At 69.8% G+C, this 25,955-nt stretch carries 20 protein-coding genes and 1 pseudogene; 11 read left to right on the top strand and 10 right to left on the bottom strand.

Features of this window, described 5'->3' with window-relative positions; translation table 11 throughout:
• Positions 1-2: 2 nt before the first annotated feature.
• Together RLT59_RS00265 and RLT59_RS00260 are read right to left on the bottom strand one after the other, a co-directional pair.
• Positions 3-962 carry an aldo/keto reductase gene (locus RLT59_RS00265; protein WP_311301464.1) on the bottom strand — a complete coding sequence of 320 codons (960 nt, stop codon included), beginning with the start codon at positions 960-962 and terminating at the stop codon, positions 3-5.
• Positions 959-2,929 carry a DUF8034 domain-containing protein gene (locus RLT59_RS00260; protein ID WP_311301463.1) on the bottom strand — a complete coding sequence of 657 codons (1,971 nt, stop codon included), beginning with the start codon at positions 2,927-2,929 and terminating at the stop codon, positions 959-961. Before RLT59_RS00260 ends, RLT59_RS00265 begins: the two co-directional genes overlap by 4 nt.
• A 79-nt stretch (positions 2,930-3,008) precedes the next feature.
• On the opposite strand from RLT59_RS00260, the gene RLT59_RS00255 reads away from it, so the two are divergent.
• The 3 genes from RLT59_RS00255 to RLT59_RS00245 all read left to right on the top strand — a co-directional run bounded on the left by RLT59_RS00255 (position 3,009) and on the right by RLT59_RS00245 (position 5,724).
• On the top strand, positions 3,009-3,833 hold the full coding sequence (locus RLT59_RS00255; protein WP_311301462.1) for an amidohydrolase family protein: 825 nt from the start codon (positions 3,009-3,011) through the stop codon (positions 3,831-3,833).
• A gap of 101 nt (positions 3,834-3,934) precedes the next feature.
• Positions 3,935-4,933 (top strand): acetylxylan esterase, encoded by a 999-nt coding sequence (locus RLT59_RS00250; RefSeq protein WP_311301461.1) that lies wholly within the window; start codon positions 3,935-3,937, stop codon positions 4,931-4,933.
• A gap of 56 nt (positions 4,934-4,989) precedes the next feature.
• A complete protein-coding gene (locus RLT59_RS00245) occupies positions 4,990-5,724 on the top strand; it encodes a GntR family transcriptional regulator (protein WP_311301460.1) in 735 nt (244 codons plus the stop codon).
• Positions 5,725-5,791: 67 nt separating this feature from the next.
• Here the strand turns inward: RLT59_RS00245 and RLT59_RS00240 are convergent, their stop codons facing one another.
• From RLT59_RS00240 to RLT59_RS00215, 6 genes are all read right to left on the bottom strand, one after another.
• Entirely contained in the window at positions 5,792-7,813 is a 2,022-nt protein-coding gene (locus RLT59_RS00240; RefSeq protein WP_311301459.1) for a right-handed parallel beta-helix repeat-containing protein, read from the bottom strand.
• A gap of 78 nt (positions 7,814-7,891) precedes the next feature.
• Entirely contained in the window at positions 7,892-8,815 is a 924-nt protein-coding gene (locus tag RLT59_RS00235) for a carbohydrate ABC transporter permease (protein ID WP_311301458.1), read from the bottom strand.
• 18 nt (positions 8,816-8,833) lie between these two features.
• Entirely contained in the window at positions 8,834-9,799 is a 966-nt protein-coding gene (locus RLT59_RS00230; protein ID WP_311301457.1) for a carbohydrate ABC transporter permease, read from the bottom strand.
• Positions 9,778-11,028, bottom strand: a complete 1,251-nt coding sequence (locus RLT59_RS00225; protein WP_311301456.1) for an ABC transporter substrate-binding protein — start codon at positions 11,026-11,028, stop codon at positions 9,778-9,780. The genes RLT59_RS00230 and RLT59_RS00225 overlap by 22 nt, the downstream gene beginning before the upstream one ends.
• Positions 11,029-11,288: 260 nt before the next feature.
• The gene (locus RLT59_RS00220; protein ID WP_311301455.1) at positions 11,289-13,226 is read right to left on the bottom strand and encodes a heparinase II/III domain-containing protein; all 1,938 of its coding nucleotides are present in this window, start codon (positions 13,224-13,226) and stop codon (positions 11,289-11,291) included.
• Positions 13,227-13,230: 4 nt separating this feature from the next.
• The gene (locus RLT59_RS00215) at positions 13,231-14,505 is read right to left on the bottom strand and encodes an alpha-L-fucosidase (RefSeq protein WP_311301454.1); all 1,275 of its coding nucleotides are present in this window, start codon (positions 14,503-14,505) and stop codon (positions 13,231-13,233) included.
• A gap of 98 nt (positions 14,506-14,603) precedes the next feature.
• Here RLT59_RS00215 and RLT59_RS00210 point away from each other — a divergent pair, with 98 nt between their 5' ends.
• On the top strand, positions 14,604-15,413 hold the full coding sequence (locus RLT59_RS00210; RefSeq protein ID WP_311301453.1) for an RraA family protein: 810 nt from the start codon (positions 14,604-14,606) through the stop codon (positions 15,411-15,413).
• Positions 15,414-15,561: 148 nt separating this feature from the next.
• On the top strand, positions 15,562-16,656 hold the full coding sequence (locus RLT59_RS00205) for a DUF5954 family protein (protein WP_311301452.1): 1,095 nt from the start codon (positions 15,562-15,564) through the stop codon (positions 16,654-16,656).
• Between the two features lie 17 nt (positions 16,657-16,673).
• Here RLT59_RS00205 and RLT59_RS00200 read toward each other — a convergent pair whose 3' ends face one another.
• Positions 16,674-17,192, bottom strand: coding sequence for a GNAT family N-acetyltransferase (locus RLT59_RS00200; protein ID WP_311301451.1), 519 nt, complete (start codon positions 17,190-17,192; stop codon positions 16,674-16,676).
• Between the two features lie 124 nt (positions 17,193-17,316).
• Here RLT59_RS00200 and RLT59_RS00195 point away from each other — a divergent pair, with 124 nt between their 5' ends.
• The 3 genes and pseudogenes from RLT59_RS00195 to RLT59_RS00180 all read left to right on the top strand — a co-directional run bounded on the left by RLT59_RS00195 (position 17,317) and on the right by RLT59_RS00180 (position 20,765).
• Entirely contained in the window at positions 17,317-17,787 is a 471-nt protein-coding gene (locus tag RLT59_RS00195; protein ID WP_311301450.1) for a MarR family winged helix-turn-helix transcriptional regulator, read from the top strand.
• Positions 17,788-18,014: 227 nt separating this feature from the next.
• Positions 18,015-19,403, top strand: a pseudogene (locus RLT59_RS39235) (ISAzo13 family transposase); the annotation flags it as partial.
• Between the two features lie 66 nt (positions 19,404-19,469).
• On the top strand, positions 19,470-20,765 hold the full coding sequence (locus RLT59_RS00180) for a BamB-related PQQ repeat family beta-propellar protein (protein WP_311301448.1): 1,296 nt from the start codon (positions 19,470-19,472) through the stop codon (positions 20,763-20,765).
• Positions 20,766-20,822: 57 nt separating this feature from the next.
• Here the strand turns inward: RLT59_RS00180 and RLT59_RS00175 are convergent, their stop codons facing one another.
• Positions 20,823-21,152, bottom strand: a complete 330-nt coding sequence (locus RLT59_RS00175) for a hypothetical protein (RefSeq protein WP_311301447.1) — start codon at positions 21,150-21,152, stop codon at positions 20,823-20,825.
• A gap of 213 nt (positions 21,153-21,365) precedes the next feature.
• Here RLT59_RS00175 and RLT59_RS00170 point away from each other — a divergent pair, with 213 nt between their 5' ends.
• From RLT59_RS00170 to RLT59_RS00160, 3 genes are all read left to right on the top strand, one after another.
• Positions 21,366-23,027 carry a flavin monoamine oxidase family protein gene (locus RLT59_RS00170; protein ID WP_311307560.1) on the top strand — a complete coding sequence of 554 codons (1,662 nt, stop codon included), beginning with the start codon at positions 21,366-21,368 and terminating at the stop codon, positions 23,025-23,027.
• Positions 23,024-24,409 carry a glutamate-cysteine ligase family protein gene (locus tag RLT59_RS00165; protein ID WP_311301446.1) on the top strand — a complete coding sequence of 462 codons (1,386 nt, stop codon included), beginning with the start codon at positions 23,024-23,026 and terminating at the stop codon, positions 24,407-24,409. Before RLT59_RS00170 ends, RLT59_RS00165 begins: the two co-directional genes overlap by 4 nt.
• Before the next feature lie 194 nt (positions 24,410-24,603).
• Complete coding sequence (locus RLT59_RS00160) at positions 24,604-25,953, top strand: FG-GAP and VCBS repeat-containing protein (protein WP_311301445.1); 1,350 nt, start codon at positions 24,604-24,606, stop codon at positions 25,951-25,953.
• Positions 25,954-25,955: the final 2 nt, after the last annotated feature.

The following is a 25,955-nucleotide window of genomic DNA, read 5'->3' as shown; positions in this document are numbered from 1 at the left end:
CGTTACGGGACGAGCTCCCGCGGTACGAAGCCCTCGTCGGCCAGGGACCGCCACAGCTCACCGGGTACGGGGAAGCGCGCGGCGGCCACGTTCGCCGTGACCTCGTCGGCGGACCGGCAGCCGAGGACGACCGAGGTGACGGCCGGGTGGAGGGCGGGGAACTGTACGGCGGCCGCCGTCAGCGGCACGCCGTGGGCGGCGCACAGCTCGTGGCAGCGCCGGGCTCTGGCGAGCGTCTCCTCCGGGACCGGCCGGTAGTTGAACATGGCGGCGGGGGAGGGGTCGGCGAGCAGCCCCGTGTTGAACACGCCGCCCACGACCACCGCGGTGCCGGTCTGGGCGCACAGCGGCAGCAGGGTGCCCAGCGCCTCGTGGTCCAGCAGGGTGAACCGGCCCGCGATCAGCACGACGTCGACGTCGAACTCCGCGACGTGGGCGGCCATCGGTGCGCTGTGGTTCATGCCGAAGCCGATGGCCCGCACCAGCCCCTCCTCGCGCAACTGCCGTACCGCCGGATACGCGGTGCGGCGCACCTCGTCGGGGAAGCCGTCCGGGTCGTGCAGATAGAGGATGTCGATGTGGGAGCGGCCGAGGCGGTTCAGGCTCGACTCCAGGGAGGCGCGGATGCCGCGCTCCGACCAGTCGGGGACGACCTCGCCCGGAGAGCCGTCGGGCCGGGGCCGCAGCAGCCATCCGGTCTTCGTCGAGAGCACCGGCTCGCTCACCCCGGCGGGCCCCAGGAGCCGGCCGAGCCGTTCCTCCGCGAGGCCGTGGCCGTAGCGGGGCGCGGTGTCGAAGTAGCTGATCCCGGCGTCGCCCGCCGCACGCAGCGTCCGCGCCGCCGCTTCCTCGCTCACCTCCGTGAACAGGCCGCCGAGCGGTGCGGTGCCGATGCCGAGGCGGGGCAGCTCGAAGGGCAGCCGGGTCGCGGCCCGGTCTCCGGTGAGGAACGCGTCGCTCACGCCGTCTCCCAAGGTGACGCGCAGGCCGCACGGGCGCCGCGCACGGACATCGTCAGGGTCAGCCGGACACGGGTCGCGGCGGGCAGTTCGACACGGCAGTACGGTCCGTCGACCGGCACCGGGGGCCCCTCGTCCACGCGCGCCGTCCCGATCAGGTGCTCGGCGAAGGCGCCCGCCTGCACGAGCAGCGACCGCGCCGACGGTCCCGTGTTCACCAGCTCCACCACGGTGTTGCCGGGCCGGATGTCCGTCACCAGCGCCGCCGTGTCCGACGGCAGCCCGGGGCGGCGCTCGGTCGCGTCGTGGTAGCGCAGGTGCAGATGGGTGAGGCCGCCGTTGTAGAGGATCTGCGGCGAGCCGGTCGTCAGCTGGAGCAGCGCCTCCGTGACCACCGGGTTGAGGTGCTGCCAGTGGTGGATGCCCAGCGCGTCCGGGCCGGTGGCCGGGTCCAGCGGATCGCTCTCGATCGCCGCCACCCGCTCCGCGCTGGACGCCAGGGCGGAGCTCAGCATCCGCTCGGGGAAGTCCGGATTGCGCCCGTGCAGGAACTCGTACCAGGGCTCCTCGTGTCCCGCCTCGTCCTTGATGCGCTGCGTGTGCACGGCCGACCAGTCCCAGCCGGAGCCGGCCCGGAGCAGTTCCAGACGCTCCCGGTCGGACTCCTCGCGGCTGAAGTGCCAGAGCGCCATGGGGAGCTGGGTGGGCATCACGGTGTGGTCGAACCAGCCGGAGTCGTTGTACCGCTGCGGCACCATCAGGGTCCGCTCCGCGGTCATGGACCGCAGGTGCGGATCCCAGCGCTCGCCCAGCGTTCCCCGTTCGTCCGGGCGGCGCTGCCCGGACTGGGCCAGCACCGCGTCCAGCGGGTTGCGGGCCAGATCGAGATAGCCGCGCTCGCCGGTCAGGAACGCCGCGTTGGTCGCGCCGACGAGGGCGCCGGAGGCCACGGAGGACAGTCCGTGCGGCCAGGACCAGCCGTAGTGGCCGCCGTACCAGCGGCCGCCCAGGTGCCCGCCGACGGTTCCGTCGAGCCCCACGTTGTCCGGCAGCACGTCACGCCCGGCCAGCCGTTCCTGCCAGGCGCCGGTGTAGGCGGCGACCCAGTCGGCGTACCGGGCCTCACCGGTCAGCAGGCAGGCGTTGGCCGCCAGCCCGGTGGCCGCCAGGTTCACCAGGGTGTCGCCGCGCCCCATCCGGTCCCACATCGCCCGGCCGTAGGCGCGCGCCCGCTCCGGGTCGGCGGCCAGCTCGTCGAAGTGCGTGACGCCGTCGATGCCGTCCAGCGGCAGACCGTACGGGCGCAGCGCCAGGCTCCACGGGAAGAAGGCGTCCTCGTCCGCGAATCCCCAGCGCGGCCCGTCCGCACCGTTGTGCGGGGCGCGCACGATGCGGTGGTCGGGGTCGTAGTTCGGCCCGTCCGGCAGGTAGAGGTCCGCGAACCGCGTCGCCAGCCGGCGCAGCTCGGGGTCGGCCGGGTCGGCCAGGCACAGGCCGTAGAAGAGCAGCAGGCCCTCGCCCTGGTGGAACCAGTCGTAGCCGCGCTCGTACCCGTCGACCAGCATGTTCATCTCGGTGAGCTGTGCGGTCACCCCGCGCCAGTGCCGGCGGGCCGCGGGCAGCAGGTCGGCGCTGCCGCCGAGGAGGTACAGCGTCGGCCAGTTGAAGAACGGCTCGTAGAAGTCGTCCACCCCGTCCCGGCCGTCGAGCCCGACGCCGAGCCGGTCACGGAAGACCAGCCGGCCGTCGCCCTCGGTGTAGCGGTCGGAGAACAGCCGCCACGCCTTGTCCAGCGCGGCGAACAACTCCCTTTCGAGCAGCGCCCACCGAGGCACCTCGGTCACCGGCCGGACCGCGTACAGCACCGGCCCGTGCGCCGGCGGCGCCCCGTTCGACCTGTCGACCCCGCGCATCCACGACTCCCGCCCTCGAACCGACATCAGGACCATCGGGCTCAGATAATCGCCCATCGATAGCCGATGGCTAGACTCACCGGCATACGGCCGGGGTGTCAATACACCGGACCCGGCCGATGTGAGGAGGACGATCGTGATCGACTGCCATGTCCACGTGTGGGACCCGGCCCAGGGGTTCCCGTGGATCCGTCCCGGAACACCACTGCACCGGCCCTACGCGGAAGCCGAGTTGGCCCCCTCCGGGGCGGGGCTCGGCCTGGCCGGCGCGATCCTCGTGGAGGCCTCCCGAGGCGATGCCGGAGAGACGTACGCCCTGCGGGAACTGCGCCGGAGGCGACCGGATCTGATCGCCGGGTACGTGGGCAACCTCCATGTCCACGGCGAGGCCGGGTCCGGCGCGTTCCGTGCGGTCCTGGACGAGTCGGGCGACACCCGCCCCAACGGGATGCGGCTCGGCGGACCGGACTGGGCGGGCACCCCCGAGCCGGCCCGCGCCCTGGTCCCGGTGCTGGCCGAGACCGGCCTCGCCCTCGAACTCAACCTGTACCGGGGCGCTTTGCGGTCCGCCGCGGAGGTGGCCGAACAGCATCCCGAACTGGCTTTGGTCGTGGACCACTTGGGCAACCCGCCGCATCTGGTCACCGGTGATCCGGGGGAGTGGTACGCGGACCTCGAACGGGCCGCCCGGGTGCGTAACGTCCACGTCAAGATTTCCGGCCTCCTCACCCAGCAGCACGGCGTGCCCGGCAGCCAACTCGCGGACCTGGTAGGGCATGTGGTGGATCTGCTCGGTCCGGAACGCTGCCTGCTGGGCTCCGACTGGCCCGTCTGCCTGACGCGCGGCACCCGCGCGGACTCGCTCGCCGCCTCGCGCGCCGGACTCGCCCACCTCACCCCCGAGCAGCACCGGCAGCTTTCGCGGACCACCGCGGAGCGGGTGTACCGGCTGCGCGGTTGACAGCCTTCGCGACACCCTGATTCGATTCTCTCGATGATCGATAGGCGATGACAGTGGCCCGCAGCCGGCCCCGCCGGCCCGACCCGACGCGGAGATTCGACATGGCTCTCTTCGACCTGCCCCTCGACGAGCTGGAGAAGTACCGTCCCGAGCTGTTCGAACCCGCGGACTTCGACGCGTTCTGGCAGGAGACACTCGCCCAGCAGGACCCGGACGGTCCGGCCGCCACCTGGACCCCCGCGCACAACGGCCTGGCCACCATCGACACGTTCGACGTCACCTTCGCCGGATACGGCGGCAGCCCCGTACGCGGCTGGCTGCACCTGCCGGTGACCCGTACGGGACCGCTGCCCGCTGTCGTCGAGTACCTCGGCTACAACAGCGGCCGCGGCGCCCCGCACGAGAGGCGGCTGTGGGCGGACGCCGGTTACGCGCACTTCGTCATGGACACCCGCGGCCAGGGCGCCGAGACCCCCGACACGGACCCCGCGTCCGGCGACATCGCCGCACCGGGCTTCCTCACCCGCGGTGTCCTCGACCCGCGCCGCTACTTCTACCGGCGTCTGTACACCGACGCCGTACGCGCGGTGGCGGCCGTCCGCAGCCACCCGGAGGTCGACCCCGGCCGCGTCGTCGTCACCGGCACCAGTCAGGGCGGCGGCATCGCGCTCGCCGCCGGGGGACTCGTCCCCGACCTGGTCGCCGTCATGCCCGACGTGCCGTTCCTGTGCCACTTCCCGCGCGCCACGACGCTCACGGACAAGCCGCCGTACGCAGAGGTCGCCCAGTTCGTGAAGTCGCACAGGGAGCACGCCGCGACCGTCAGCCGCACGCTGGCCTATTTCGATGCGGTCAGCCTCGCGCGCCGGGCGAACGCCCCTACGCTGTTCTCGGTGGGGCTCATGGACCACATCTGTCCTCCCTCCACCGTGTACGCCGCGTTCAACCATTACGGCGCGCTGCGGAATATGGATCAGGCCGACAAGGAGATACGGGCGTACCCGTTCAATGATCATGAGGGCGGCGGCCCCGACCACGAAGTCGTCAAACTGGAATGGCTGGGGAAGCAGTGGGGAAAAGCACGCGCATTCCATCGATAGGCGATGAGCGCGTATAGTGTCCCAACTGGCCTCCCCCAACGCAGGAATGGGAATTCATGGCATCGAACGCGTCGGCGGGATTCGACTCCACACTGGCCACCAACAAGGACCGGTTCCGAAAGGCCCTGATCTCCGACCAGGTGTACGAGTTGCTGCGGCAGGCCGTCGTCGACGGTGACCTCGCCCCGGGCGACCGCGTGGTCGAGTCCGAGATCGCGCGACGGCTCGGGGTCAGCCAGGCGCCGGTCCGGGAGGCGGTGAAACAGCTGGCCCGGGAGGGCCTGCTGATGCATGTGCCGCGGCGCGGGCATTTCGTCGTCGAAATCTCGGAACAGGACGCGGAATACGCGCGCCAGGTGCGCGAGCCGCTCGAACGGCTCGCGGCGCAGCTCGCCGCGCAGCACATCACGAAGGATCAGCTGTCCGAACTCGACGCACTGGTCGAGCGGATGCGCAAAGCCGTGACGGTCAAAGACGTGGGTGTCTTCAGGGACGCCGACATCGAGTTCCACACACTGGTCAGCCAGGCCGCCGGAAATCCGTTCCTACAGCGGATGTGGGAGGTCATCGAGCCCAGCCTGCGCACCCTGCGGGCCATTTCCGACCCGCTGTTCGCCGGCGACTGGTCCGCGATGGCCGACGAGCACGGCCGCCTGGTCAGCCTGCTGCGCGACGGGGACGGCGAGGGGGCGGCCGTCGCGTTCGCCGACCACGCGGCGGGCCGGGGTCCTGTTCCGGACGGCCGCGCCACGAAGAAGCCGCGTGGGAAGGCCGCCACCGCCCGCGACTGATGTACCACAGACAAGGCAGAAGGCCCGGACCCCTCTCGGTCCGGGCCTTCCCCCTTGTGCGGGAACGTCAGCGCCGCGCGCCCGCCGTCCACTTCGGGGCGCCGTACTGGTAGGCGCCCAGGCTGGGCGCCGGGTCGGTGGAGCCGTCATTGATGCCGGGCAGTGCGATCGCCGCGTTCCTGGCCGGGGAGCCCGCGGCCAACCGGTAGTCGTGGGCGGCCGCGTCGGTGAAGAGCGGGTCGGTCTCCGCGGGCAGGTTGTTCGACATGACGAGACCGCCGTCGGTGGCGCCGTCCATACCGGCGATCTTCCCGATGTTGTTGTAGATCTTCGTGCCCGTCGACTGGTCGGGCCCCTTCACGTAGAACAGCGTCATACCGCCCGTGTTGTTGTAGACGCCGTTGTCGTGCGAGCCCGTCCCGAGCCCGTTGAGCATCACCGTGCCCTCGCGGTTGCCCCAGCCCACGTTGTTCGCGATCACCAGGTCGCTCTGGCCGTTGTCCGCGTAGACACCGGAGATGCCGAACGTGGAGGAGGTCGTCTTCGGCGCCGGGTCGTGCAGCACGTTGTGGTCGATGGAGGTGCCCATCATGTCGGCGCTGCAACAGGTGTAGACCGCGGCGACGTCCAGGCTCAGCCGTGCGTAGGCCGAGATGTCGTTGTACGCGATGACGTCCTTGCCCGGGTCGAGACCCGCCACGCTGTTCCACTGCAGGTTGATCCCGCTGCGTCCGACCCGGGAAATGGTGTTGTGGGTCACCGTCTGGCTGTTGCCCTGCACGGCGATGCCGGCCGCGTAGGTGCCCATGTAGTCGACGTCGTGGATGACGTTGTCGCTCGCCGTGTTGTTCTGTCCGCGCAGTGCGATGCCGTTGCCCGCGCTCAGCGACAGATCACTGTTGACGACCTTGTTGCCGGTGCCGTCCATGATGATGCCGCTGTCGCCGACGCCGCGCGTGACCGTACTGCCGCAGTCCGTCGCGCCCTCGGTGATGTCCGTGTAGTGCGACAGGTAGGTGCCCTTGATGCCGTCGAGCGTGACGCCGGTGGTGGTGGCGCCCGTCTTGACCGTCGTGGCGAACAGGCCGACGCCGGCCACCGTGGTGTGGCTGGTGTTCGTCAGGTCGAAGCCCAGGGTGCGGCGCTTGGCCTCGATCGTGTGGCTGCCGGGGTCGTCGGTGCTGTACACGTACAGGCGATGGGCGGCGGGGTCGTAGAACCAGGTTCCGGGGTGGGCGAGTTCGCCGATCTTCCCGGCGAGCGCGTAGCGCGTCTCCTGCGGCACCACCTTGTGCACGCACGGCGGCGCCGCGTCGAGGGTCACCGAGCCGGCCGTCGAGCCGGTCACCTTGGCGGTGGCGGAGACGTACCAGTAGCCGGTGAGGGCCCGCGCACCGTCCCAGTAGCCCGCCGGGCGGGTCTGGGCCGGGTCGGCGATCGTGGCGTCGGCGCTTCCGGCACCCGCGTACTGGAGCACGGGGTCCAGCGGGTCGACTCCCGGGTACGGCCACTGGGCCTCGACGTCCATCGCCTTGTCGGTGAAGACCTGCACGGTGCTGACGTCGCTGCCCAGGTCCACATCCGTGGAGTAGACGTGTCCGGCCGTGACGGCGTCGGCGAAGTCGGAGTCCGGCGCGTACGGGTCGCCCTGGCCGATCGCGGCGACGTCGGCGGCGGTGACGGGCTGCCAGCCGGTCACCCGCGAGGCGCCGCTCACTGTCACCTGCGCGCCGGGTGCGGCCCGGTAGGTGATGGGTGCCTGCGCCGTGCCGGAGCTGGCGGGTACGACCGTCTCCTCGTACGTACCCGAGTTGATCAGGCACGTGTCGCCCGGCTGCATGAGCTCGGCGCAGCGCTGGATGTGGCGGAACGGCGCGGCCGAGGTGCCGGCCGCCGTGTCCTGGCCGTTCGTCGCCACGTAGTACGTCTGCCCGTCCTGGGCCGAGGCCGGATGGGCGCCGGCCATGACCATGCACAGGGCCGCGAACAGGGTGGCGGCCTGCCACGGCCGGGTACGGGGGTGCGGGCCGCGTGCCCTCCCCGGTGTCGGTGGGAGGGGTGGTACCGGAGTTGCTGGGGGGATCGGCATTCCAGGTCCTCTTCTCGGTCCTTCTGGGGTCCTTGAGCTGTCCTTCAGCTGTCCTTCAGGGGGATGCGCCGGGCCGGGTCAGCCCTTCACGGCGCCCACGGTGAGGCCGCTGATGATGTGGCGCTGCATGTAGATGAAGAAGATGACCACCGGGGCGATGGCGAGCAGCAGGTTGGGGAAGACCTTCGTGAGGTCCGTCGAGTACTGGCTGATGCCCGCGTAGATCGCCGTGGTCACCGTGTAGTGCCCGGACGACGGGCTCAGCAGGATCTGCGGGCTCACGAAGTCGTTCCAGATCCCGATGGAGTTGAGGATCAGGACGGTGACGACCGCGGGCCGCATGAGCGGGAAGATGATGGTCCAGAACGTCCGGTACCTGCCCGCGCCGTCGATCGTCGCCGCGTGGTCGATGTCCACCGGGATGGTGCGGATGAAACCGACGAACAGGAAGATGCTCACGGGCAGCGTCGAGGCGACGTCGTGTGCCACCAGACCGGTCACCGAGTTCGCCAGGCCGATCTCCCGGAGCACGTAGATCACGGGAATGATCACGGCGGCGCCCGGGATGAACGTCCCCGCCAGGAAGTACAGCATCACCAGCTGGGTGCGCTTCTTGAGGCTGCGGGCGATCGCGTACGCCGCCGGGCCCGCCAGCAGGATGCACAGCACGTCCACCATCACGACGAGGAAGAGCGTGAAGCCGTAGCCCCCGATGACGTTGAACTGCGGACTGGTCACCGCGGCCGACAGGTGCTTGAGCGTCAGCCCGCTCAGTGGGATGCCGAAGGGGCTGTCCAGGATGTCCTGCTGCGACTTGAACGCGTTCACGAGGAGCAGGTACACCGGCACCATCATGACGACGAGCAGCCCGCCGAGCATGATCCAGCGCAGGGGCGAGCGGCCTTCGCCCTGATCGGTGCGGCCGGGCAGCCCGTCGGGGGCCGACGGCGGCGGCTTCGTCTTGGTCTTGTGGGCTTTTGCCTCTCGGGCCTTTGCCTCCATTACGACCACCACTGGCTCCTAACCTGTCGCAGCTTGATCTTGGCGGTTGCGCAGCGCCGTCACGACGAGGGCGAGCACGGCGGACACGATCATGAGGAAGACCGCCTGGGACGTCGCGTAGCCGACCTTTGTGCCCTCGAAGGAGCGGGCCAGAATGAGGTAGGTGAACGTCTGCGTGGACCCGGCCGGGCCGCCGCCGGTGAGGCTGACGATGATGTCGTAGGCGCGGATGAGGCCCACCAGATTCAGGATGGTCGCCACGGTCACCACCGGAGCGATCATCGGGACGACGATCCGCAGGTTCGTCTGCCGCTTCGTCGCCCCGTCGATCGCCGCGGCCTCCAGGAGCTCGGCGGGCACCGTCTGCAGCGCCGCCACGAACAGCACCACGTTGAATCCGAACCCGGCCCACACGATGACGGCGATCAGCGAGATCAGCGCCATCTTCTCGTCGAACAGGAAGCCGATCGGCTCGATGTCGAACTTGGCGAGCGTGTTGTTGATGGCCCCGTTGGTGCCGAGGATGGCCGCCCACAGATATCCGAGGACCAGGGCGCTGATCACGTGCGGGAAGTAACCCACGGCCCGGAAGAAGGAGTTGGCACGCGAACGGCCCTTGAGGATCAGGGCGTAGACCAGACCGAGGCCGACCATGAACACGGTGCCGGACACGGCGATGACCGCGGTCACATACCAGGCCTGCGAGGAGCTGGGGTCGTCGAACAGGTGCCGGTAGTTGTCCAGCCCGATGAACGAGACCGAGGAGAAGCCGTCCCAGTCGGTGAGGCTGAGATAGATCGCGACACCGACCGGGACGACCGTCAGCACGGTGTACAGCAGGACGGCCGGCCCCATCAGTCCGATCGAGACCGCCGCCGCGCGCACCTGGGCGCTGCGCCGGCCGGTCGGTGAGGGGGGAGCGGGGGTGACCGGGGCGGTGTCGTCGAGCGGCCCCGGCCGCTTCAGCGCTGCGAGTTCCACCACTTGTCCAATCCGCCGGCGGCGTCCTCCGGGGAGGTGCCCGTGTACAGGGACTGGACCTGCTTGTTCAGTTCGTCACTGAACCCGGCGATGGGCTGGTTCGCACCGGACTTCACGATCACCGAGGGGGTCTTGTCCAGGACCTTCTGCACGGAGGTGCCGAGGCTCGACATCTTGTAGCTGAAACCGGCGCGCAGGTTGCCGTCGGCGGCGAGCTGGCTCTTGATCGCCTCCGGGTCGGTGACGGCCCACTTGACCAGGTCCGTCGCCTCGGCCTTGTGCCGGGACTTGTCGATCACGACGTACGGGTTGGAGATGTTGCCGAACTGGCCGGACGGGTAGGCGCCGTCGGTCGGCATGCTGAACACGCCGATCTCGTCGCTCTTCTTCGCGGCGTCCGCGGCGGGCACGAAGTACGACCCCATGATGTACATGGCGGACTTCCCCTTGAGGAAGGCCGTCTGCCCGTCGGCGTAGGTGAGACCGAGCGCGCTCTTCTTCAGATAACCGGCGTCGATCCACTTCTTGTACTGCGCGAAGTAGTCGACGTACCCGCTGTCCGCGAAGGAGTTCTTGCCCGCGATGCGCTGGGCCGTCCACTTCGGCTCCGCCGTGAGCACGCCCGCGTCGGCCATCATGGAGAACTGGCTGCCGGTCACCCACTGCCCGGCCGTCTGCAGCGGTTCGTACCCGGCCCTCTTCAACTTCCCCATCGCGGCGGTGAACTGGTCCAGAGTGCGTATCGAGCCCGCGTCGACCCCGGCCTTGGTGAAGGCCTGCTTGTTGTAGAAGACCAGCGACTGGATCTGCTCACCGACACCCACCACATACCGCTTGCCGCCGAGGGCGTACTCGTCGGCCAGTGGCGTCTTGGCCGTCCACGGCTGGTCCGAGAGGTCGGCGAAGAGGGACTCGGTCTCGGCGGTGGGGGTGATCTGCTGGGCGACGTCCGGCGGGTCGCCGGCCGCCAGGTCCTGGGTCAGCTTCGCGTTCGCGGAGATCGTGCCGGTCAGCTCCAGATCGACCTTCACCTTGGGATGGGTGCGTTCGTACCGGGCGAAGAGGTCGTTCCAGTACTTCTCCGTCAGGTTGGGCGTGATGTTCACGATGACGCGGAGAGTGGTGGTGCCACCCGCGCCCTCGTCGGACGAACCGCCGCCGCAGGCGACGGCCGAGGCCATCACCAAGGGGGCGGCGGCGAAGGCGCAAACACGGCGCCAGACTGCTTTCATCGGACACGCTCCGTTGCGTAGTCGTGAATAATCGATAGCTACTGTCGATCGGGAAGTGCGGGTCGAAGATGGTGCGCGGTGGAGTGGGGTGCCGCGTCGCGCCGGGCGGGAAGGCCGGGTCGGCGTCGGCGGGCGATCGGCGGCCACGGACCGTGGAGACAAGGGGTCGGGACGCCTTCGCTCTTCGCTAATCGTCTATCGATTGCTGATGCTATGGCTGGCATCCCACAATGTTCAAGAGTGCTGCCGTAACCTGTTGTTCAAGTGGCCTGCTCCCACCGCACCCCAACCCTCCCGGCACTGCCCGGAGTCCGCACGGTCAGGGTGAGACGCGTCAGGAAAGCGCCCCAACTCGCGCTGAGCAGGGGATCGTCGAGTGCCACGCGCTCTGTCGAGGCGACGGCGAGGGCGGCGTCCCAGTGCATGACGACTCCCGAACCCTCTGCCGTCACCCGCGCCCAGCCGTCCCCCAACTCGACGTGACCGGACAGCAGGTGCCGGATCCGCACATACGGGAGCCGCCCCCGCCAGGTGTCCTCGACGTCCACGTAAGAGGCGGCCGACCCGGTCGGACGTACCAGGCGCACCGTCCGGTTCCAGCTGGTCAGCGGACCGGCCGGGTAGGCGCCGCTCAACTCCGCGCTCAGGACGCTCCGTGCGCCGTCGAGGCTCACCAACACCCCGCGGGCGGTGAACTCCCTCCCGGGGGACTGCGGGTGCCCCGGTTCGGGAACGTTGTGCCACGCGCTCTGGAAGGGCCACGCCGTATACCGGTCGGGCCCGAACGTCTGCGTGGTGTACCTGGGCCGGCCCGCGTCGACGACCAGTGGCCGTCCGTCCACAGCCACCCAGTACGAACCGACATCGAGGTGGTTGTGGTGCTCGCCGTTGTGGCCCGCCTTCACCGCGAGCGTGAGCCCCCGCGTGGACGCGGCCTCCTGACGCGCCACCAGCACCTCAAGGCGAGGCAGCCACACCTCGCGGGCCAGCCACGGGGAGCCGTCGTCCGGAGCGGACCCCGCGGCGACCGCCCCGCACCACCGCGGATCGGCGAGCGCCGCCAGCGCACGGCCGAGGCCCGCCCGGGGCGGCGCGGGATCGCCCTCCAGCCGGGCGCCCGCCACCGCGTGTGCCGACGTCTCCGGCCGGCCCAGACGCACACCCCACCGGTACGGCACATGCCAGGGCCGGTCACCGGACAGCCGGGGCGGGGCGTCGCCCACGTTCACGTACCAGCTCTCGCCCAGATGCATCCGCTGCGGGTACCGCAACAGCTGGGCCGGCAGCGGGAGCTCGCGTGCGTCGAGCGCGGGGCCGCCCACTCCGGCGAGCAGATCGAGTACCTCCAGCACCCGGCACGCCCCCGCCCACCAGTACGCGATCCCCTCGTCCACGCCCCCGTCGTCCGGAAGGACCGCGAGGTAATGGTCGAGCCCCTCCACCACGAGCCGCACCAGACCGGCCCGCCGCGCCTCGTCCTCGCACAGCAGCAGCGCGCACGCCAGCACCGCGCTGTGGATCCACGGATTCCAGTTGTTGGCGTTGCCGTCGGCACCGATCCACCGCCAGTCCCGCACCCGCTCGAACGGGGCCAGGACCCGGAGGTCCACCTCCCGGCGCAGCCGCCGCCGGAGCCCGGGGGTCCGGCGCTCCAGATGAGGCCCCAGCACGTGGTCCGCCCAAGCGAACAGCGCCGCCACCTCGGCCGCCCCCAGGTCCAGATACGGCTCGTCCGGATCGGGCACCACCTCGCCGCGCGCCGCCGTGAACCGGTCGTGCGAGGCCCAGCACCAGGTGCTCGCCTCCGCGAACCGCACGAGACCGTCCACCGCGGCGTCCAGGAACGGGCACACCTCTCCGGCGTCGGTCGCGTCGGCCACCTCGCCGGTCAGCACCGCCGCGAGGACCAGCCGGGAGACCCGCTCCTGCAGCTCCCAGGCCCGGTCCTCGTACGCGCCCCGGTCCCCGTCGCGTGCCGCGCGGGCCCAGGCCGCCGCGGTCAGCCGGGGCTCGGGGCGCGCCAGTTCGGCCCGCGCACCGGCGATCACCCGATCGCGTGCGGGGCGCGGCACCCCGTCCCACACCTCCCGGCACGTCACGTCCGGTACTCCGACCCGGCCCGCCGGATCGCCCAGCAGCCCTGCCAGCTCAGGGCCGAGCGCAGAGCGGAACGACGCCCCCAGAATCCCCGTCGCCATGCGCCTAGACCTCCCCGTTCCCGGCGGCGTCGGGGTCCTCGTCCAGTTCCAGTTCGATCACCGGAAGGAGGACGTCCGGGCGGGCCGTCGGCAGGGTCAGGGTCAGCGTCCCCGCCGGCTCGCCCGGGGGCGTCATATTGGTGTGCTCGTGCCCGGCGCCGTCCACCTCGTGGAAGCTGATCTCCGAGCCGTCGTGCAGGAACTGCGCGTACCGGACCCGCCCCGCCAGTCCCGGCAGGTGCACATGCTTCAGTGGCCAGGCGAGCAGATGGAGATACAGATGGCGGCCGCGCCGCGTGTACATGGCGTTCGCGGGCGGGGTCAGACCGCTCGGCCCCGCCCCGTGCACGGAGCGCGAGTGCGGCACTGTCCAGGAACCGATCGCCGCCAGGGTCTCACGGGCGCGCGGATCAAGGGCGCCCCGCCCGGTCGGCCCGACGTTCAGCAGGAGGTTCCCGCCGCAGGCCACCGACTGCACCAGCATCCGCACCAGCAGCGCGGGATCCTTGTAGTCGTGGTTGTCGCGGTCGTACCCCCAGGAACCGTTGAGCGTGTGGCAGGCCTCCCACCGCACCGGCGCACCGTCGCGCTCCAGCGGCCGCTCGGGCTGGTACTGCTCAGGGGTCACGTAGTCACCGGGTATCCCGAGCCGGTCATTGACCAGAATGCCCGGCTGCAGGGCGCGGACCGAGGCCATCAGCTCCTGCGCACCCCAGTCCTCGGAGGTCTTCGACGGATAGGTGAAGTCGAAGAAGAGGAGGTCGATCTCCCCGTACCCGGTCAGCAACTCCCTGACCTGCCCCTGGAGATAGGCACGGTAGGCGTCCATGTCGCGCGGTTCGTCCGCCGGCTCCGTGCCGCGCAGCGGATGGTGCTCGTCGACCGTGAAGCCGGGGTGGTGCCAGTCGAGCAGTGAGTAGTACAGACCCACACGCAGCCCCTCCTCCCGCATCGCCGTCACGAACTCCCGGACCAGGTCCCGCCCGTTCACCCGGACCGAGGTGTAGTCGGTCAACTCCGACTCGAACAGGCAGAATCCGTCATGGTGCTTGGCGGTGAGCACCGCGTACCGCATCCCCGCCTCCTTGGCGGCCCGTGCCAGCGCCCGCGCGTCGAAGAGATCCGGGTCGAAGCGGCTCAGGTAGCGGTCGTAACTCTCCTGGTCCATCAGCTCCCGGCTGCGCACCCATTCATGACGAGCTGCCAGGCTGTAGAGGCCGAAGTGGACAAAGAGCCCGAAGCGTTCGGCCTCGAACCAGCCGGGTGACGTGGTGGTCACGAAAAAAACTCCTGACACATTGACAGTAGTAATCGATTAACTGTTATCTACCATCGATAGGCGATGATGTCACTGGCGCTGTGTACGGAGGCAAAAGCATGAACCCGACCCGGGATCACGGAGCACCGTCGACAGAGGAGATCCGGACGTACGCGTCGATGCGGGCACCGGTCCACACCTCGGAGTACGTGCGGCCCACCGCACGCATGGTGGAGGCGCTCGGCGAGGTCAGCGCGGCCACGGCCTGCGCGAAGCTCCACCAGATGGGAATCACACGGACGTTCATCGACGGCCCTGTGCCGCTGCACCGGGAGCCCGACGTGCAGATCACCGGAGGTGCCGTCACCCTCCAGTTCCTGCCGAGGCGCGAGGACGTCTTCAACGGTGCCGAGCAGGAGGACGCCGAGCGGGAGACCGCGCTGTGGAAGGTGCTCGAATCCATCCGCCCCGGCGACGTGCTCGTGGTCTCGGCCCAGGGCAGCCACTACACCGGCTGCCTGGGCGACATGCTGGTGCGCTACTTCAAGCTGAAGGGCGGCGCGGGGATCGTCGTGGACGGGCGGATCCGGGACGCGGCCCGGGTGCGCGCGCTCGGCGTCCCCATCTGGTGCACGGGCGTCACCCCGCACTACGCCTCGCAGACCGAACTCTTCCCGTCCGCGTTCAACGTCCCGGTGGGGGTCGGCGGCGTTCTGGTGGCCCCCGGTGACCTGATCGTGGCTGACGAGGACGGGGCCGTCGTGGTCCCGCAGCACAGCGCGGTGCCGCTGGCCGAGGATTCGATCCGGCATCAGGACCGGGAGGAGTTCGCGCGCCGCCGACTCGACGAGGGCGCGCGGCTGTCCGACTACTACCCGCTCACCTCGGAGACGCTGCCCGAATTCCTGGCCGCCCACCCCGCCACCTGAGCCGGCCCGCCGCCGACCGTCGGCCGCGTGCCCGTCCGCGCCCCGGCCCGCGGCCGGCTGCGGACCGGAAATGCGACAAGCATCCACCTGCTCGACCGAGCTGGTGAATCCAGGACGCGGGCGCTCCCTTGCCGTCAGGATGAGGGGCATGAACGAAATGGGCGCGGGGCCGGCCGACTGGCCAGTGGTGGTGAGGGTTCCGGTGGAGCCGGTGGAGGCCGCGATGGAGGCCGACGCTCTCGACGCGGCGCTGCACAGCACCTTGGCCGTCAGAGGGCCGCTGTTCGGGGTGGCCGAGCAGAGTAAGGGCGACGGGCGGCGGTGGCGGGTGGCCGTAGAGGTCACCCACGGCTGTCCGCAGCAGGCCCGGGACTCACTGAACTCCTTGCTCTGGTTCCGGGCGAAGGACGAAGCCAAGGACAGGGCCGAGCGGCGGGCGCTGCTGGCGGCGGTCGCCCGGCTGGAGAGCGAACGCGTCGACGAGCTCACCGTGCTCGACACCCGCTACCGCGTGGTGCGGGCCGAGGAGTACGCGGGCATGGACGCGAACGGTGACATCGAGACGCCGAGGCCGACCGACCCCGAACCCCTCGTCCCCGACTGGGGCTCCGGCACCAATAGCCTGAGGGTCGACGCGGACCTGGTACTGGATCCTGACGTACCCCTTTCCCCCGTCCAGGCGTCCGAGCGGCTGTCCCTGCGCTCGCTGGTCTACACCGGTACCAGGTTCCCCGACTCCGTGCTGGGCGACTCGGTGCGGGCTGTGGAGAGCCACCCCGACGTCCTGCTCATGCCGGCCGCCTTCCAGGTCGTCGAGCGGTCCGGCACCAGGTCCTGGAGGCCGGGCAGCGCCCTGCACGTCAGTGCCCACGACGCGCGCGTCACGCTGTACTTCTCCCTGATGTGGTTCAGGCCGCGGCTGCGGGGCCTGATCCCCCACGATGGCGGCCGGGACGTCGACGCGCACACCGCCGAACCCGAGGACGCCGACGCGGCCGGGGAGCTGGCGGCATTCGCCCAGGCCGCGGACCGGCTCCGCGCGGGCCGGCTCAACCAGGTCGAAGTCCTGGGCACCGCGCTCCGGATCGTCCGCACCCGTCGCCTGCTGCGCTGGGGCCCCGACGGACCGGAAGGCCCACGCCCATCCGACGGCAACACCCAGGACCCCGAGGTCATCCACCCTCGCCTCGACGAGGACGGCGTCGTCCACTTCGAGGAGTCCGCGCAGGAAGAGGCTTCGTGACCGTGTGACGGTGCGGATCAGCGCGGATCCGGGGCCACGTGTGCAGCGCGCTGCATGCACACCAGTTGATCCCGCTCGTCCCACGGATCGGTGACGGTGAAGCCGAGCCGTTCGTACAGGGCGATGGCCCCGGTCCATTCCCATACCGAGAGCCGGACGGTGTCCGCGCCGTTCTCCGCGGCATGGCCCAGCGCGGCGTCGAGCAAGGCGGACGCAACGCCCCGGCCGCGGGACTCGGGGTCGGTCCAGAGCCGCTTGATCTCCGGCTGCCCGTTCGCCGGAGAGGTCACCACCACACAGCCCACAGCGGCGTCCCCCAGGAGAGCCACCAGCACGACATCGCCGGCGAACGCGGTCGCGGGGTCTGTGATCTCTGCCCGGTACCGCTCCGGCAGCCGGGCCACATCGGCAACCGGTCCGCCCTTCTCCGCCTCCGTCCGCAGATGGTAGGCCGCCAGCAACGCGGCCACCGCGTCCACGCTCGCAGGGGTCTGGCCCGGCCAGCGGACGACGGCAACCGCGCGGTGTTCAGTCATGACGCCAGCATCACACGACGGCCGCGTCCGCAGGTGCGACGTGCTCTTCGTTCCTGGCTACTCCGCCCCGTAAATCAACACAAGTAACTTGGTAAAGTTACTTGTGTTGATTTACGCTGGGGTCATGACCGAGAACCCCACGCCGCAGGAGTCCGCCGCGACGGCGCAGCGCCTCAACGACGCGATCACGCGGCTGCGGGCCCGGCTGCGCACGGAGTCGGGGCAGCACGCGACGGGCCTGAGCGTGACCCAGCTCGGCGTGCTGGCGAGCGTCGTGCGTGAGGGGCCCGTCACAGCGGCCCGGCTGGCCGCGGCCGAACACGTCAGCGCCCAGGCCATCGCCCAGAGCCTCGCCGTCCTGAAGGCGGCGGGCCTGGTCCACGGTGAGCCCGACCCGAAGGACGGCCGCAAGAAGCTGATGAGCGCCGATCCGTCGGCGGCCGAGCTGATCGGCAAGCTGCTGGCAGGGCGCGCCGCGTTCCTGGCACGCGCCATCGAACATGTCGTCGCCGCAGACGAACGCGCCGACATGGACAAGGTGATCGAGCTGCTGGAGCGGCTGGCCGACGCCGACCCCGACAAGGGCACTCCATGAGAACCGCCGAGACCGAGACCGAGACCGAGACCGAGACCGGGACCGAGACCGAGACCGGGACCGAGACCGAGACCGAGACCGGGACCGCGATAGGCGCCCCGTCCGCAAGCCCTTCGGCTGGAGGTTCACCGCACTGCTCTACGTCGGTTCCAGCCTCAACCCGATCAACAGCTCCATCATCGCGACGGCGCTGGTGCCGATCGCCGCAGATCTGAACGTGGCGGTGGGAGCCACCGCGGTCCTGGTCTCCTCGCTGTATCTCGCAAGCGCGCTGGACGACGAAGTCGACCCGGAAGCTGGCAGCGGAGCTCACCCGCCAGGGGCACCGGGTCTCCGCCGACACCGTCGCCGGCCTGCTGCGGGAGGAAGGCTTCAGCCTGCAGGCCAACGCCAAGACCATCGAAGGCGCCCAGCACCCCGACAGGGACGCCCAGTTCCGCTACCTCAACGAGCAGGCACGAGACCACAGAGACGCCGGTGACCCGGTGATCAGCGTGGACAGCAAGAAGAAGGAACTGATCGGCGACTACAAGAACGCCGGGCACGAATGGCAGCCCGCAGGACAGCCCGTGAGGGTCAAGACGCACGACTTCCCCGGCCAGGCCGAGAAGGCAATTCCATACGGAATCTACGACATGACGGCGAACACCGGCTGGGTCAGCATCGGCACCGATCACGACACGGCGGCGTTCGCCGTCGCCTCGATCCGCCGCTGGTGGCAGGCGGTCGGCCGGCACGACTACCCCGGCGCCCGCCGGCTGCTGATCACCGCTGACGGTGGCGGCTCCAACGGCTACCGCACCCGGGGCTGGAAGACCCAGCTCGCCGATCTCGCCGCCGAGACCGGCCTTGAGATCACGGTGTGTCACCTGCCGCCCGGCACCTCGAAGTGGAACAAGATCGAGCACCGGCTGTTCTCCCACATCACCATGAACTGGCGAGGCAGGCCCCTGACCAGCCACGAAGTCATGCTCCAGACCATCGCCGCGACCACCAGCCGCACCGGTCTCACCATCCAGGCCGAACTCGACAGCGGTGAGTACCCCACCGGCATCCGCGTCAGGGACGACGAGATCGCCGTCCTGCCCATCACCCGCCACCGCTTCCACGGCGACTGGAACTACACCCTCCACCCGCAGCCGATGGACGCGGCGACCACCGGCAGCACGCCGGACGAGGCCCTGGCGGACCGGTCCACGCACCTCACACGGTATGCACTCCAGAACCCGGAACTGACCGGAATGCCCCGTCGGCAACTCAGCGAATTCATTGACGCGTTGACTCCAGAGATGGAGGTTCAGCGTGAGCAAGTACTCCGTGCGCGCCGAGGCCACGAGCGCCTGGTTGCCCCTGGCGCTGGTGCCAAAGCCAAGCTCACCTCAGCCGACAGGGTTCTGGCCACCTTGCTCCATCTGTGAAAACTCGCGCCCATGCACCTGCTCGGCCAGCTCTTCAACACCACCGCGATGACCATCAGCCGCGCAGCGAAAGACGTTCGCCCGCTCCTGGTAGCCCATGGCGTTCACCTCACCGCCTCAACCGCCCGTTTCCACAAACCAGAAGACGTCATCAGCTTCCTCGACACCGCCGAAAACAAGATCAAACCGGCGTGTTGATTCCCGGCAAGCCCTGAGGCGCCCCTGTTCGCGTTCGACCGCCAGAGCCGCGCGTTCACCTCGATCGTGCCCAAGGAGATGGAGAAGGGCCCCAGCCTGCGGGAACTCGCCGTCCGGGACGGGAAGCTGATCGTCGGCACGTCGGGTGCGGCCGATCCCGCGAAACTCGCCGTGATCGACCTGGACGACTTCTCCTCCTACAGCGTGGTGAAGACCGAGGGCGCTGTCATCAAGACGTTCACCTCCGACGCCGAGCGGATCTGCTTCGCCTCCGAGTCGGGAGTGGAGGCCTACTCGAAGGCCGACGGGACGATCTCCCATGTCGAGTTCACCGGACCGGATCTCGGTGAGATCTGGGGTCTGGACCATGCCGACGGCACGCTTGCTGTCGTCTCTGGCTACGGTTTCGTGGCCGAGATCGATGTGCCGGCGAAGATCTCGGTGGTCACAGACCTGCACGAGGCGGGAGCCGAGGCCGGACCACAGGCGGGCATGGGGATCGCCGCCGGCCACGGGTATGTGGACCTCGGCGGCAACGGCGCCATCTCGCGGCGCGACCTCAGGACCGGCGAGGTCGTCAACCTGCGGGCACCGGGCGAGGCCAAGGACGCCGAGGTGATCGAAGGCGTCCTGTACACCGGCCAGTACAACTCGCAGGGCATCTGGCGGTTCGACTCCTCCCGGCGCCGGCAGCCGCAGCAGGCGGCGAAGTTCCCCACGGAGCAGAACCGTCCGCTGGACCTCTCGTGGGACCCGGACAGCGAGATGCTCCTCGTCGGGGTGCAGTCCGACACCGAGGGCGGCGGCGCCCTGTGGACGTACTCTCCCAGGACCGGGAAGCCGGCGTCCTCCGCCAATCCGATCGACGACGTCCAACTCGTGCGGGCGCTGGCCAACCGGGACGGTGTCGCATACCTGGGCGGAGACAACGCCGCCGAGGAGGGACCCCGCGCCACCGTCGTCGCCATCGATCCGGCCACCGGCAAGGAGCGGTGGCGCGTCGACACGGAGCAGCCGGCCCGCGTGGCGGTTCCGGCGTTGCAGGCCCGGAACCTCTACGGGCTCACCACGAAGGGAGGGCTGTTCGTCATCGACGTGCGGGCCGGGAAGGTGGTGCACACCGCAGACGTCAGCGGTGTCGGCAAGGGCTTCGCCGCCATGGTCACCAACCGGGGCGCGGTCTACGGCGTCTCGGACACCACACTCTTCCGCTTCCATCCGAAGACGTTCGCCGTCACCACGGTCGTCGCTGACGTCAACGGGGCCTGGTACAGCGGCCCGCATGTCAACGTCCACGAGGGCCTGCTCTACATGCTCCGCGGTGGAAACCTCGTCGCGGTCGACGACAGGCCGTCGCGCTGACCCCGCTTCGGTCACCTAGGCAGGCAGACCCCAGAAGGCGTCCGACCGATTGACGATCTACCGGAGTTCGCGGGCGCTACGTGGCGACAGAGCCCGCATCACCGTGTCGAGGAGAGCTCGGGCGTCAAGGGGATCCCCGCAGCAGTACCAGTGCACGTTGCCCCACTCGTAGTCGCGCCACAGAGCACGCTCGGGCTGGTGGACGTAGTCCTTCCACAGGGCCACAGCCCTGCTGACGTCGCCCGGCCGAAGGTAGTTCCGGGTGCGCTCGCACTCGATGATCTCGGACTGGGCACGCGAGGACAGGCCGTCGATGACGGGCCGTGCGTCCGTTGACCGGTGGTCGCCGACGGTGGCACGGCACCGTCCTGGCCGCCTACGCGGCATGGACCTTTCGGTTCGTCGTCATGCGGTACATGGTGCCACGGCCTCGAACGGAATCGCGAACGGATTCGCCCTTAGGTTCTCGCCGGACCTGACCTGGGGGCGCCCCTCGTCTGCCCCTCTGCCCATCTGCTCCTCCTGCCACGGCGAAAGCAGCCGCGCTTGTTCGTCCCCGGGCGAAGTCATCAGCGGTCGAGCGTTTCGGCCGTGTTGCTGATGACCATTCATATTCTGTGCTCGCGGTCTCGGCGAACACTGTTGCGCGGCGCGGACCATCGGTTTTGGGAAGGTCAACAAAAAGAGGAGCGTGAGGGGTTGTTCGACCGATGTTTTGCTTTTCCGGACGAATTACGTGTGGCTGAGCGGTCTTCCCCAGCGGTTGTCGGAATCATCGGCGGCGGGCTGGCGGGGCTGGTTTCGGCCTATGAACTCCAGCGGCGTGGAGTGGACGCCGTGATCTATGAACGAGCCGAACGCCCCGGAGGACGGGTCCGCACGCACCGGTTCTGGGACGGCACATACGCCGATGTGGGCGCGATGTGCATCCCCGGGAACCATGAATGCGTGCTGCACTACGTGCAGGAGTTCGGGCTGCGGACCCGCCCCTTCGTCAATCTGAATCCGGACGGGTATTACCACCTGCGTGGCCGGCGAGTGCGATTGAGTCAAGAGCAGCAACTGTATTCGGCCTACGGTATCGACGCCCCCGGCCGGAACGGACCGAGAGCGTGGCTGGACAGTGTGCTGCGTACAGCGTGGGACGCGCTCTCTCCGGCACAGCAGATGGGCGTCCTGGAAGGCGACTGGCGGGACACCGCCCTGGACGAGCTGATGTCGACCTCCTTGTGGCAGTTCGCACGCCGGGAATTCTCCCAGGACGTCTGGGACCTGCTCGGACACACCAGCGGACTGGTCCACTACGAGCACGCCTCTCTCCTTGAAGTGCTCGTCGACTACTTCGGTCTCTTCCACGCCGCGCCCCTCGAAATCAATGGCGGGATGGATACGCTGATCCGCGAGTTCGTGCGCCGCCTGAGGCCAGGAACGCTCCGACTCTCCACGCGCGTCGACGCGGTGCGGCTGTTCTCCGACACGGCGCGGATCAGCGGTCAGTGTGTGGGACGGCCTGTGGACGAGTCGTACGACGCCGTGATGGCCTGCGTCCCGCTGACCACGCTCGACCAGATCGCCATCACCCCGGAGCTTCCCCACCGGCAAGCGCGAGCGGTCCGCGGTCTCACCTACGCGAGCAGCACCAAAACCCTGGTCCACCTCCGTCGGCGAAGCTGGGAGATCGACGACGGCATCTACGGCGGCGGGAGTTTCACCGACCTCCCCATTCAGCAGTGCTGGTACCCGTCGGACAACGCCCGTCCCGCCCCCCTCGCCGCTGCGGCGTCGTCCCAGCGGCTGACCGCCCGGAGCGCCGAGCTCTCGCACGAGCCAGCCGTACTCACGGGCGCCTACCTCTGGGGCCCGCACGCACGTCGCTTCACCACGTTGACGCCGGCGGACCGCGACCGGGTCGTGATGCGCAGCCTGGAACAGCTGCATCCGGGCATCTGCGACGACATCGACGACATCCTGCACTGGGACTGGGACAACCAGCCCGGAATGAGCGGCGGGTCCTTCGCCTACCTGGCTCCGGGGGACCACACGAGATACCTCGGCGGCCTCGCGACACCGCACCCGGAGAGCAACCCCCGGCTCTTCTTCGCGGGCGAGCACCTCTCGGCCGCCCACGCGTGGATGCAGGGCGCCGCCCAGTCCGCGCTGCACACCGTCGGCCGCCTGCTCGATCGCCTGTCCACCACGGAGGCAGGGCAGAACGCGCGCCGCGAAGAGGAAGACCTCATCAGAGAAGGAGTGACGTCATGAACACGCAAGACCCGCAGAGCAGCCGCAGCCGCCCGCCTCTGCGCATGCCGGACCTCCACAAGGCCTTCCTCGCCCCTCCAGGCACGCGCGAACGCATCGGTCTCGAAGTCGAGGCAGGTGTGCTGGACGAGACGACCGGCCTCGCCGCTCCGTACGACGGGCCGCACGGCATGGCGGCCCTTCTGCGGCAGGCAGCAGAGAGGTGGGGCGGTTCACCACAGAAAGCCGGCGACGTCCTGACAGGAGCTCACTTCCCGGACGGGACGAAACTGACGCTCGAACATGGCGGCCAGCTCGAATACTCATCCCCTCCCACAGACAACCTCGTCACGCTCGTGACCGCCATGCGCCGCACCATGGAAGACTTGGCCGCCCTCGCCCAGCAGCACGGACTGGCCATCGTCCCCGGCGGGAACCTCCCCTTCGACCGGGTCGAAACCTCCACCTGGGTACCCACCGAGCGCGGCGGAGTCATGCGAACGTACTTCGCCGGACTCGGCCCGCAGGGCGAGGGGGCACCGCACATCATGAAGCTGTCGACCTCGACCCAGACCACCCTGGACTACCTCTCGGCGGACGACCTCGCCTCGAAGCTCCGCGTCCAGGTCGCCGCCTCGCCCGTCGTCGCCGCGCTGCTCGTCAACTCCCCGCTGTACGCGGGACAACTGGACGGGGTCCTCTCCCACCGCTGCCGCGACTGGCTCCGCATGGACCCCAGGCGCGTAGGCCCCCCGGGCACCGCACTCCGGACCCCGCTCACGGCGGAGGCCCTCACCGACTGGGCACTCGGCCTGCCCATGATCTACCGCCACGGCCCCAGCGGCTACCGCCTCGCCGGCCCCCAGACCTTCGCGCACCACCTCCGCGAGGGCTTCGACGACGGCACCGCTCCGGACTGGGACGACTGGCTCTCCCACCTCGACCAGGTCTACACCACCGTCCGTGTCCGCCGGACCCTGGAGACCCGCGCGCCGGACGGCCCGCCGTACCCGCACATCCCCGCACTCCCGGCCTTGTGGACCGGGCTGACCTATCACGCGCCTTCGCGTGCGGCCGCCTGGGAGCTTCTCCGGCAGTACACGCCCGAGGAGGGCAACGCCGCGCATCGGGCCTTGCCCACAGACGGACTGGCCACCCGGCTGGGCGGAGACACCGTCCGTGAACTGGCGGGCCACCTGCTCACCCTGGCGCGCACCGGACTGCGGGCCCGCATCCAGGCAGGACTCGAACAAGCCGAGGTGCTCGCCTTCCTCGACCCGCTCGACGAGATCCTGGACACGAACGAGACGTTTGCCGAGCGGACCGCACGCCACTGGCGGACCACCTACCGCAACGACCCCGCCCGCTACGTCACGGCGCATCGAATCCCACCCGCCGCCTGACGCGGAGCAGAGCCCCGCCCGGCGGAACGGCCGCGCGGAACCACCCGCCACGCACACCGGTGCCGGGCGGACCGACAGGCCTTTCCACCAGCGGCCGGAACGGGGGCGGGGGAGCGGGACAGGCGTGCATCACCCCCGTAACAAAGTGATCCGATTCCTTGTGCGGTCCGCGCCCATGCCCGTGAAGTGGGCTGATGCACTTTTCGACAGCAGGCGGTCCGATCCTCCGCCACCTGCGCCTATGGCATGCCGTGCCCGCCTCCCTCGTCGTGGTGGCGGTACTGGCGTATCTCGTCCTCCTCCCGTCCGACGGCCCGCGCCCGGTGGCCGGCAGCCCCTGCAGACCCGCCGGTTCGGCCGGTACGGTGCGCGAGGAAACGCCCGCGAACCCCGACCTCGACGGAGACGGTTACGCCGATCTGGTGTACGAGAACGCCGACACGGAGAACTTCGACGTGGTCGTCGTGCCCGGTTCCGGGCACGGCCCGGACCACGACCGTACGGCCGTCCTCACCCGCGAAGACCTCGGTGTGCCGGACGACATCCAGGTGGGCGACGAACCGTGGCAGCCCACGGTCGCCGACCTGGACGGGGACGGCCACGCCGACCTCGTCGTCAGCGGCGCCGCCCAGATCCTGTGGGGAAGCTCCAAGGGCCCGAGGGCCGGCGGACCGAGGGGGCGCGTCCCCCTGCCGGGCAGCGGATACAGCACCGCGCCGATCGCCGGCGACTTCGACGGGGACGGCCACACCGACCTCGTGGTCTTCAGGTTCTCCAACGAGGATCAGGAACTGGTCGTCCTCAAGGGACCGTTCAAACGCTCCGGTGCCCCCGCCCGGACCGTGGAGATCCCCAGCCCGGTCGACGAGGGCGCGTCACCCGTGCTGGTCGCCGGGGACGCGAACGACGACCACGCCACCGATCTCGCGCTGTACGGCTCCCCGTGGGACCCGCCCCTGCTGTTCACCGGCGGCGCCCGCACCGCCGGCGGCCTGAGCAAGGAGCCCGAGCGGCTGCCCGAGGGCGAGAACGTCGTCTTCGGCGACTTCGACGGCGACGGGCGGCAGGACGTCGCCATCGGCCGTAGCTTCGTCGACAGCTATGACGAGGTCGACACACCCCACCGACGCGGCCAGGTCAGCGTCCGCTACGGGAAGGAACCGGGGGAGTGGGTCACCATGGACGGCGGCGACTACGAGGAGGGCTTCGGTACCAGGCTCGCCACCGGAGACTTCAACGGCGACGGCTGCGACGACCTGGCCGTACAGCTCACCAGGAAGAAGGAGACGGGGGACGCGCGGATCGAGGTGCTGCGGGGCGGCTCGGAGCACGGGCTCGGGTCGAAGCCCTGGCGCGCCACCAAGCGCTCCGCGCGGGGTGACTACGGCCCCGCCGACGGCACACTCGTCACCGCCCACGACTGGGACGGCGACGGCCGCTCGGAACTGGCCCTTTCCGGCGGGGACAGATGGTGGATCACCGACGGCACGGACCGCGACGAGGCGACCTTCCCGAACGCCCCGGGCAAGGAACGAAGGTCGTAGGT

Source organism: Streptomyces sp. ITFR-6, assembly GCF_031844725.1.
Lineage (GTDB): Bacteria > Actinomycetota > Actinomycetes > Streptomycetales > Streptomycetaceae > Streptomyces.
The sequence above is the reverse complement of the archived record's forward strand: the minus strand, read 5'-3'. Positions and strand labels throughout refer to the sequence as shown.

Bases quoted from the DNA above. Each gene is read 5' to 3' on its own strand.
- RLT59_RS00260 (WP_311301463.1), bottom strand. From the start codon at position 2,929: ATGGGCGATTATCTGAGCCCGATGGTCCTGATGTCGGTTCGAGGGCGG.
- RLT59_RS00250 (WP_311301461.1), top strand. From the start codon at position 3,935: ATGGCTCTCTTCGACCTGCCCCTCGACGAGCTGGAGAAGTACCGTCCC.
- RLT59_RS00245 (WP_311301460.1), top strand. From the start codon at position 4,990: ATGGCATCGAACGCGTCGGCGGGATTCGACTCCACACTGGCCACCAAC.
- RLT59_RS00240 (WP_311301459.1), bottom strand. From the start codon at position 7,813: ATGCCGATCCCCCCAGCAACTCCGGTACCACCCCTCCCACCGACACCG.
- RLT59_RS00235 (WP_311301458.1), bottom strand. From the start codon at position 8,815: ATGGAGGCAAAGGCCCGAGAGGCAAAAGCCCACAAGACCAAGACGAAG.
- RLT59_RS00225 (WP_311301456.1), bottom strand. From the start codon at position 11,028: ATGAAAGCAGTCTGGCGCCGTGTTTGCGCCTTCGCCGCCGCCCCCTTG.
- RLT59_RS00220 (WP_311301455.1), bottom strand. From the start codon at position 13,226: ATGGCGACGGGGATTCTGGGGGCGTCGTTCCGCTCTGCGCTCGGCCCT.
- RLT59_RS00210 (WP_311301453.1), top strand. From the start codon at position 14,604: ATGAACCCGACCCGGGATCACGGAGCACCGTCGACAGAGGAGATCCGG.
- RLT59_RS00205 (WP_311301452.1), top strand. From the start codon at position 15,562: ATGAACGAAATGGGCGCGGGGCCGGCCGACTGGCCAGTGGTGGTGAGG.
- RLT59_RS00200 (WP_311301451.1), bottom strand. From the start codon at position 17,192: ATGACTGAACACCGCGCGGTTGCCGTCGTCCGCTGGCCGGGCCAGACC.
- RLT59_RS00195 (WP_311301450.1), top strand. From the start codon at position 17,317: ATGACCGAGAACCCCACGCCGCAGGAGTCCGCCGCGACGGCGCAGCGC.
- RLT59_RS00175 (WP_311301447.1), bottom strand. From the start codon at position 21,152: ATGCCGCGTAGGCGGCCAGGACGGTGCCGTGCCACCGTCGGCGACCAC.
- RLT59_RS00170 (WP_311307560.1), top strand. From the start codon at position 21,366: ATGACCATTCATATTCTGTGCTCGCGGTCTCGGCGAACACTGTTGCGC.
- RLT59_RS00165 (WP_311301446.1), top strand. From the start codon at position 23,024: ATGAACACGCAAGACCCGCAGAGCAGCCGCAGCCGCCCGCCTCTGCGC.
- RLT59_RS00160 (WP_311301445.1), top strand. From the start codon at position 24,604: ATGCACTTTTCGACAGCAGGCGGTCCGATCCTCCGCCACCTGCGCCTA.